Genomic DNA, 8,211 nt, shown 5'->3' with positions numbered 1-8,211 from the left:
CGTACGGTGCGGCCGTCGGCGTACGAGACCGCTGTCGTCGTATGCCGGCCGTCTGGTCAGCGTGAACGCTTGGCGAGCCGCTCCACGTCCAGCAGGATCACGGCGCGAGCCTCAAGCCGCAGCCAGCCGCGCTGTGCGAAGTCCGCCAGCGCCTTGTTCACGGTCTCGCGGGAAGCACCGACCAACTGGGCCAGCTCTTCCTGGGTGAGGTCATGGACCACATGGATGCCTTCCTCCGACTGCACACCGAAACGGCGCGACAGATCGAGGAGTGCGCGGGCGACCCGGCCCGGGACATCGGAGAAGACCAGGTCGGACATCTGGTCATTGGTTTTGCGCAGCCGGCGGGCGACGGCGCGCAGCAGCGCGGTGGCCACCTCCGGGCGTACGTTCAGCCAGGGCTGGAGGTCGCCGTGGCCGAGGCCGAGGAGCTTGACCTCGGTCAGCGCGGTGGCGGTCGCCGTGCGCGGTCCCGGGTCGAACAGCGACAGTTCGCCGATCAGCTCGCCGGGGCCGAGGACGGCGAGCATGTTCTCGCGGCCGTCGGGGGATGTGCGATGGAGCTTGACCTTGCCCTCAGTGACCACGTAGAGGCGGTCACCGGGGTCGCCTTCGTGGAAGAGCGCGTCACCACGGGCAAGGGTCACCTCACTCATCGAGCCGCGGAGCTCCGCGGCCTGCTCGTCATCGAGCGCCGCGAAGAGCGGGGCGCGCCGCAGAACGTCGTCCACGAGTTCTCTCCTTGTCGACCTGCTCAGGGACCGTGGCCCCCATGATGCCGGACCGCGCGGTGCCCGTCCGGGGGACACCGCGTGGGACAGCGTGGCTGCGGCAGACCCCTGGCAAGTAAATATTCGTGCGATCAATCACAACAAGTCTGACGCACTGGAGCGTCTGTTCGTGCGGCAGGGGCCCGATTGGGTCCTGATTACCCGTGGCCGGGGCGGATGTCAGCGGTGGACCGTAGGGTGGCCGAGTGTCCAATTCGCCGGTGAGAGCGCAGGCCAAGGGGGCTGGAAGAGTGGCCGAAAAGCAAGATTCCGCTGTGGGCGAACAATCGGCACCTGGTGCTCCGAAAGCCGCAAAAAGTACTAAAACGCCAGGTTCGCGAAAGGTCGAGTCCCGGCTGGCGATGGTCCGTCGAGCGCGCCGGATCAATCGCGAGCTCGCCGACGTCTATCCGTACGCCCATCCGGAGCTTGACTTCCGTAACTCCTTCGAGCTGCTCGTCGCCACGGTGCTCTCCGCTCAGACGACGGACCTCAGGGTGAACCAGACCACCCCCGCGCTGTTCGCCAAGTACCCCACGCCGCACGATATGGCCGCGGCGGCCCCCGAAGATCTGGAGGCGATCATTCGCCCCACCGGCTTCTTCCGGGCCAAGGCGAAATCCCTCCTCGGTCTCTCCGCGTCACTGCGGGACGACTTCGGTGGTGAGGTCCCCGGTCGGCTGGAGGACCTGGTAACCCTGCCCGGAGTCGGCCGGAAGACGGCGTTCGTGGTCCTCGGTAATGCGTTTGGCGTTCCGGGGATCACGGTTGACACCCATTTCGGCCGTTTGGTGCGCCGATGGAAGTGGACCGATCAGGAGGACCCGGTGAAGGTCGAGGCGGCCGTTGCCGCGATCTTCCCGAAGTCCGAGTGGACGATGCTCTCGCATCGGGTGATCTTCCATGGCCGCCGGGTCTGTCATGCCCGCAAGCCGGCCTGCGGCGCCTGTCCGATCACCCACCTGTGCCCCTCGTACGGGGAGGGGGAGACGGACCCGGAGAAGGCCAGGAAGTTGCTCAAGTACGAGTTGGGCGGGCAGCCGGGGCAGCGGTTGAACCCCCCGGCCGACTACCCGGGCAAGCCTGCCCCCGCTCTGCGGGAGGCCGGATGACGGAACGATCCCTGCGCCTTGGGGCGTTGTGAACGAGGGGGTGCCCATGCGCACAGGAGAAGACACGCACAGGGCGTCGTACGGCCGTACGGCGCCATCAGGCCCGCAGGCCGGGTACGGCGGCGAGGTACTTGTCACGGCTGACGGTCTGCCGGGCTGGCTCCATCCGGTCGTCCGTGCCGTGGACACCGTCGCGCCCGAGCAGCTGAGCCGTTTTCTGCCGCCTGAGAACGGCAGAGGACGCCAGTCCGCCGTTCTCGTTCTCTTCGGTGAGGGGGAGACCGGCCCTGAGCTGCTGCTGATGGAGCGGTCGGGCAGTCTGCGCGCCCATGCGGGACAGCCTGCGTTCCCCGGTGGGGCGCTCGACCTCGAAGACGGTGACCCGGCCACCACCGGGCCGCTCAGAGCAGCCCTTCGAGAGGCGGAGGAAGAGACCGGGCTCGATCCCGCGGGGGTTCAGCTCTTCGGCGTGCTGCCCAAGCTCTACATTCCGGTGAGCGGTTTCGTCGTCACACCCGTACTGGGATGGTGGCGTGCCCCGAGCCCGATCCAAGCGGTCGACCCTGCCGAGACGGCCCGTGTCTTCACCGTGCCCGTGGCGGATCTCACGGACCCCGCCAACCGGGCCACGACTGTTCACCCCAGTGGTCACCTCGGTCCGGCGTTCACCGTCGAAGGAGCCCTGGTCTGGGGCTTTACGGCCGGGGTGATTGACCGACTGCTGCACTTCGCCGGCTGGGAGCGCCCCTGGGACCGCGGTCGGCAGGTCCCGCTGGACTGGCACGCATGACAGGCTGACTTCCCAACCCCGCCGGCTCGAATGGCCGGCGACGACCGGACCCAGGGTCCGGCGCTGAACCGATGGATCTGCGAGGCAAATGACGGTGAACGTGCTGGACATCCTGTTGCTGGTCGCCGCCGTGTGGTTTGCGATCGTCGGCTATCGGCAGGGCTTCGTCGTCGGCATCCTCTCGGTGATCGGCTTCCTCGGCGGTGGCCTGGTCGCGGTCTATCTGCTGCCCGTGCTCTGGGCCGAAGTGACGAACGACGACTCCGAGGTGTCCACCACCGCCGCGGTCGTCGCCGTTGTCGTCGTGATCGTCTGTGCCTCGATCGGCCAGGCATTCACCACGCACCTCGGCAACAAGCTCCGTCGCTACATCACCTGGACTCCCGCCCGCGCCCTGGACGCCACCGGTGGGGCCCTCGTCAACGTCGTCGCCATGCTGCTCGTCGCCTGGCTGATCGGCTCGGCACTCGCCGGAACCGCACTGCCGACGGTCGGCAAGGAGGTCCGCAGCTCAAAGGTGCTGCTGGGAGTCTCCCGGGTGATGCCCGACCAGGCCTCCAGCTGGTTCACCGACTTCACCTCCGTCCTTGCGCAGAACGGTCTGCCGCAGGTCTTCAGCCCCTTCTCCAACGAGCCCATCACCGAGGTGGAACCCCCGGACCCGGCGCTGGTGGGCAGCCCGGTCGTGGCCCGGGCCAAGAAGTCCATCGTCAAGGTGGTGGGGACGGCACAGAGCTGCGGCAAGGTACTGGAGGGCACCGGCTTCGTCTTCGGTGAGCGCAGGGTCATGACCAACGCGCATGTGGTCGGCGGTGTCGACGAGCCGACCGTGCAGATAGGCGGCGAGGGCCGACGGTACGACGCGAAGGTCGTGCTCTACGACTGGCAGCGCGATATCGCCGTACTGGACGTGCCTGACCTCAAGGCCAAGCCGCTTCAGTTCGCGGAACCCGACGCCAAGACCGGTGACAGCGCGATCGTCGCGGGCTTCCCCGAGAACGGCGACTACGATGTGCGCTCGGCGCGGGTCCGCGGCCGCATCAACGCGAACGGCCCCGACATCTACCACCGCAGCACGGTCCGCCGCGATGTCTACTCGCTGTACACGTTGGTTCGACAGGGCAACTCCGGCGGTCCGCTGCTGACACCGGACGGCAAGGTGTCCGGCGTGATCTTTGCCCGCTCGTTGGATGACCCCAAGACCGGCTATGCCCTGACGGTCGATGAGATCGCCGAGGACATCTCCGCGGGGCTGTCGGCAAACCAGCAGGTGGACAGCCAGGGCTGTGCGTTGTAGCGCTTCGCGCGGGCGTACAGGAGCGTAACGGGAGCACATAGGGGTTCTCTCCCACCGTGCCGGTGCGCGGGGCCTGGAGAGCGGGACGTTGCGCCGTGAAGCGGCCAGCACCCACGTGATGCGCTCAGGCCCCACCCGCGCATGTGCATCCGCCATCGGTGCGCGTGCCTTCACAGGCAGTCGACGCACACGAGCCCGGACGGCTGGCGCAGGCGCCGGAACATCCGCCGGACCGCGGGCACCCCGGATCGGGCGACCGCGGGGCGTGTGGCGGCGTGCTGATGCCCTTGCCGGAGGGCAAGGGCATCAGTGAGAAGCGCTCACCGGCTGGTCTGTTGAGGCGGGTCCTTATGCCCGTGGCAACTGCGGCCGCGGATGGCTGGATTCCGCCCTACAGGCTTCAGCCGCGCGTATGCCGAAGGCGGGCAGACACCCAGCGCGCGCGTCGCCTCAGAATCCGTGGGATTCCGATGCCTTGCGCCGGGTGCTCAGGCCTCTGACCTTGAGGACCATCACTGTTGTAGGTGCTCGGACCATTGGTCGAGCGACGGTTGCGTGCGGCGTCACCGTAGTCGTACGTCCAGCCCATACCGGGACCTGTGCCCGTGGCCCAAGGTCGGTAACCGTACTGGGGGCGGCCAATTGGCCTATGCGCCGGGCAATTGGCTGTTCGTAGGACAAGTGTTCTGTGAGGCGGTCGAGACAGGGGGGCGCAGGGGCGCGGTCTGCGCCCCTCGCACTGCGAATCTGTCCGCTATCGCCGCATGTGTCGATCCGTCGCCCTGGAGTGCCGGCCCGGTCAGCGGTCGGGCTCCGGGTCCTTGAGCCAGTTGATCAGCTCCGATGAGAACGCCACCGGGTCTTCCTCATGCGGGAAGTGGCCCAGACCGTCGAACAGCCGCCAGCGATAGGGGGCTTCCACATACTCCCCGGAGCCCGCCGCACTGCGCGTGCGCATCGCAGGGTCCAGCGAACCGTGGAGATGCAGGGTCGGTACGCGTACCGGACGCTTCATCCGGCGGTTGAACTGGATGCCGTCCGGCCGGGCCATCGACCGCACCATCCAGCGGTAGGGCTCGATCGAGCAGTGTGCCGTCGAAGGGATGGACATCGCTCGTCGATAGATGTCCAGTGTCTTCTCATCCGGCGGCTTGGGACCTGACCAGTTCTGCATCAGTTCCCCCACCAGCGCCGCGTCATCCGCGACAAGTTGACGCTCCGGCAGCCAGGGGCGCTGGAAGCCCCAGATGTACGATCCAGCGCGGCTCTGGGAGAAGTCCGAGAGCATCGCCGAACGCCAGCGTCGAGGATGCGGCATGGCGGAGACCACGAGCCTGCGCACCAACTTGGGCCGCATCACGGCAGCCGTCCACGCCAGATAGCCGCCCAGGTCATGCCCGACCAACGCGGCGTCCGGCTCGCCCAGCGAGCGCACCACCCCGGTGATATCGAGCGCCAGGTTCGCCGGGTCATATCCCCTGGGCGTACGGTCGCTACCGCCCACGCCCCGCAAATCCATGGCAACCGCTCGATAACCGGCGTCGGCGAGCGCCGTCAGTTGATGCCGCCAGGTCCACCAGAACTGTGGAAAGCCGTGGAGGAGCAGCACAAGAGGCCCATCGCCCATCTCGGCGATATGGAAGCGGGCGCCATTGGCCGCCACATCGCGATGGGTCCAGGGGCCATCGATGCGTACAGGGCTTCCACTACCGATATCAGGGGCGGTCATGCTGATGAGCGTGCCATACCCGAGCATTTCGTGTTTGCCGTGCCCAGCCACCCGGGGGAAGGGCGGGGGACGCCCAGGGTAATCCCCGGAGAAGGGCAGCGGAAATCCGTGGAAATGGCCTCAAGTCAGGTGGATGGGCCGGGGTAGTAGCCGCGACAGCAGCCGGAGTTGATTCCGTCAGCGTGCTGACGTGCCGACCTCAGCGCGCGATGCCTTGACCAGGACGACTTCCTGCGGGGTACGGGTGTGCGGTTTGACGCTCTGCAAGACGGCAGCCGTCTCCTTCGCCGAAGCAATGGACTTCTCCGGCGGCTTGACCTTCTTGAACTTCCCGATGGCCAGCAGCGCGAGCAACCCCGCCAGCAGCAGAAACGCAACGCCCACAATCAGGAATGACCAGGCGAGACCGAGCCCCAGATTATGAATCCCGTACGCCGCCGCAAAACTGAGCACCGGCAGGGAGAAGAGCACGAAAACACCTGCGACGGCCAGCGCCACTCCGCCGGTGACGCCGCGTTTGACGTCCTGCCGGAGCTCTGCCTTGGCCAGGGCGATCTCATCGTGCACGAGTGCCGACAACTCGGCGGTCGCTGAGGCGACCAGCTGGCCGAGGCTGCGTTCTGCACTGGTGCCGGGGTCGCTCATCGCTGCTCCCTCTTTCCTGGCTCTGCTACTGGGTCCTGGCTCTCCTGGGGTGTCCTGGAGTCCGGGACTCTTCTGAATTGTCCGGGGTCCGATATCAGATCATGCCGGACGTTCACCGTCTCCGCGCGACGCCCCCGTTACTTCGGACGCGCCTCCGGCCGAAACTCCCGCCAATTCGGCCAATCGACGGTGCTCGGCCGCCCTCTTCTCGTAGATCTCCGCCATCCGCAGGTGGTACGCCGGGTTCTCCTGCTCGTAGATGTCGGGGATGCCGTCCTCGTCGTCGTCGCGTTCTTCGTCCGCGATCAGCGCTCGGTACTTGCGTACCCGCAATTTGAGAAGAATACCGGCGAGTACCGCGGCGATGAGGGAGCCCATCAGCACGGCGGCCTTCACCTGATCGGTGAGTGCCGGGTCCCCGGTGAAGGCGAGTTCGCCGATCAGCAGGGAGACGGTGAAGCCGATGCCGGCGAGGGCGGCGACCGCGAAGACATCGGGCCAGGCCAGATCGTCGTTCAGCTCGGCCTTGGTGAAGCGGGCGGCGAGCCAGGTGCCGCCGAAGATACCGATCGCCTTGCCGATCACCAGACCGAGGATGACCCCCAGGGTCTCCGGCTGGGTGAAGACCTTCCCGAGTACGCCGCCGGAGACGCTGACTCCTGCGGAGAAGAGCGCGAAGAGCGGGACGGCCAGCCCCGCTGAGATGGGCCGTACCAGATGCTCGATGTGCTCACCGGGGGAGTGATCCTCGCCGTCGCGCCGGGAGCAGCGCAGCATCAGACCCATGGCAACGCCGGCGATGGTGGCGTGCACACCGCTGTTGTACATCAGCCCCCAGATGCCGAGGGCGAGTGGGACGTAGACGTACCAGCCGTGGACGTCCTTGCGGAGCAGTACCCAGAACAGGACGAGACCGGCGACGGCCCCGCCGAGCGCGGCGAAGTTCAGATCGCTGGTGAAGAAGACCGCGATGATCAGGATGGCGAAGAGATCGTCGACCACGGCGAGGGTGAGGAGGAACGCCCGTAGCGCGGAGGGCAGCGAAGCGCCCAGTACGGCGAGTACGGCGAGTGCGAAGGCGATATCGGTGGCCGTGGGGACGGCCCAGCCGTCGGTGGAGCCGCCTCCGACCATGTTGACCACGAGATAGACCAGTGCCGGCACCGCCATCCCGCAGATCGCGGCGATGACCGGGAGGGCTGCGGCCTTGCGGTCGCGTAGCTCACCTGCGACGAGTTCGCGCTTGAGTTCGATACCGGCGACGAAGAAGAAGATCGCGAGCAGGCCATCGGCCGCCCAGTGCTGTATCGAGAGGTCCAGTCCGAGCGAAGCCGGGCCTATATGGAACGAGCGTACGGCTTCATAGCCATCGGCCAGAGGGGTGTTTGCCCAGATCAGAGCGGCAACGGCGGCTATGAGGAGCAGTACGCCGCCGACGGTCTCGGTGCGCAGTGCGTTCGTGATGAACGTGCGCTCCGGCAGCGACAGTCGGCCGAGGAACTTGCGGGGGCTCGGCGAAGTCATGTCGGGAGGTACCTCCGGTCGGTCGGGCATGGCAAAGCACATGCCGACCAGACTTCCCGGCGCACCTAGGTTTTCTTAGCGCGTTTTTGACGCGTTGACGCGGGCTTACCTTACCCAAGGAAACGCGATGGGGTATCCGGTGATCCTTTGCCGGTTCTTACCTTAGGTGCATAGCGGGCATTTCACCCGCGGCTTGCTAGGTCTCGGCGCATGGCCGGTCGAGGATCTGGCCCTGGAGGCGCCGCCTGCCCCGCACATGCCGCGGGCACCCGCGCGGAAGACGCGGGTGCCCGGTGAGCCTGGGTCCGTGGGGCGACATCTCGGCGGTCGCCCCACGGATTGCT

The 8,211-nt window shown here is 67.0% G+C and carries 8 protein-coding genes; 3 read left to right on the top strand and 5 right to left on the bottom strand.

What is annotated here, in order from left to right; all coding sequences use genetic code 11:
* Nucleotides 1-56: 56 nt before the first annotated feature.
* Nucleotides 57-731, bottom strand: coding sequence for a Crp/Fnr family transcriptional regulator (locus tag NBG84_RS23305; RefSeq protein WP_250921514.1), 675 nt, complete (start codon nt 729-731; stop codon nt 57-59).
* Nucleotides 732-1,021: 290 nt separating this feature from the next.
* Here NBG84_RS23305 and nth point away from each other — a divergent pair, with 290 nt between their 5' ends.
* From nth to NBG84_RS23290, 3 genes are all read left to right on the top strand, one after another.
* On the top strand, nt 1,022-1,882 hold the full coding sequence (gene nth / locus NBG84_RS23300) for an endonuclease III (protein WP_250921513.1): 861 nt from the start codon (nt 1,022-1,024) through the stop codon (nt 1,880-1,882).
* Between the two features lie 46 nt (nt 1,883-1,928).
* Complete coding sequence (locus NBG84_RS23295; RefSeq protein ID WP_250921512.1) at nt 1,929-2,672, top strand: NUDIX hydrolase; 744 nt, start codon at nt 1,929-1,931, stop codon at nt 2,670-2,672.
* Between the two features lie 94 nt (nt 2,673-2,766).
* Nucleotides 2,767-3,969 carry a MarP family serine protease gene (locus NBG84_RS23290; protein WP_250921651.1) on the top strand — a complete coding sequence of 401 codons (1,203 nt, stop codon included), beginning with the start codon at nt 2,767-2,769 and terminating at the stop codon, nt 3,967-3,969.
* Nucleotides 3,970-4,369: 400 nt separating this feature from the next.
* Here the strand turns inward: NBG84_RS23290 and NBG84_RS23285 are convergent, their stop codons facing one another.
* The 4 genes from NBG84_RS23285 to nhaA all read right to left on the bottom strand — a co-directional run bounded on the left by NBG84_RS23285 (nt 4,370) and on the right by nhaA (nt 7,867).
* Entirely contained in the window at nt 4,370-4,558 is a 189-nt protein-coding gene (locus NBG84_RS23285; protein WP_250921511.1) for a hypothetical protein, read from the bottom strand.
* 210 nt (nt 4,559-4,768) lie between these two features.
* Nucleotides 4,769-5,698: an alpha/beta fold hydrolase gene (locus NBG84_RS23280; protein ID WP_250921510.1), complete on the bottom strand. Its 930-nt coding sequence runs from the start codon at nt 5,696-5,698 to the stop codon at nt 4,769-4,771.
* 177 nt (nt 5,699-5,875) lie between these two features.
* On the bottom strand, nt 5,876-6,343 hold the full coding sequence (locus tag NBG84_RS23275; RefSeq protein WP_250921509.1) for a phage holin family protein: 468 nt from the start codon (nt 6,341-6,343) through the stop codon (nt 5,876-5,878).
* A 99-nt stretch (nt 6,344-6,442) separates the two neighbouring features.
* On the bottom strand, nt 6,443-7,867 hold the full coding sequence (gene nhaA / locus NBG84_RS23270) for a Na+/H+ antiporter NhaA (RefSeq protein WP_250921508.1): 1,425 nt from the start codon (nt 7,865-7,867) through the stop codon (nt 6,443-6,445).
* Between the last annotated feature and the right edge of the window lie 344 nt (nt 7,868-8,211).

Origin of the sequence: Streptomyces albipurpureus (genome assembly GCF_023701525.1) — a bacterium.
Lineage (GTDB): Bacteria > Actinomycetota > Actinomycetes > Streptomycetales > Streptomycetaceae > Streptomyces > Streptomyces albipurpureus.
The sequence above is the reverse complement of the archived record's forward strand: the minus strand, read 5'-3'. Positions and strand labels throughout refer to the sequence as shown.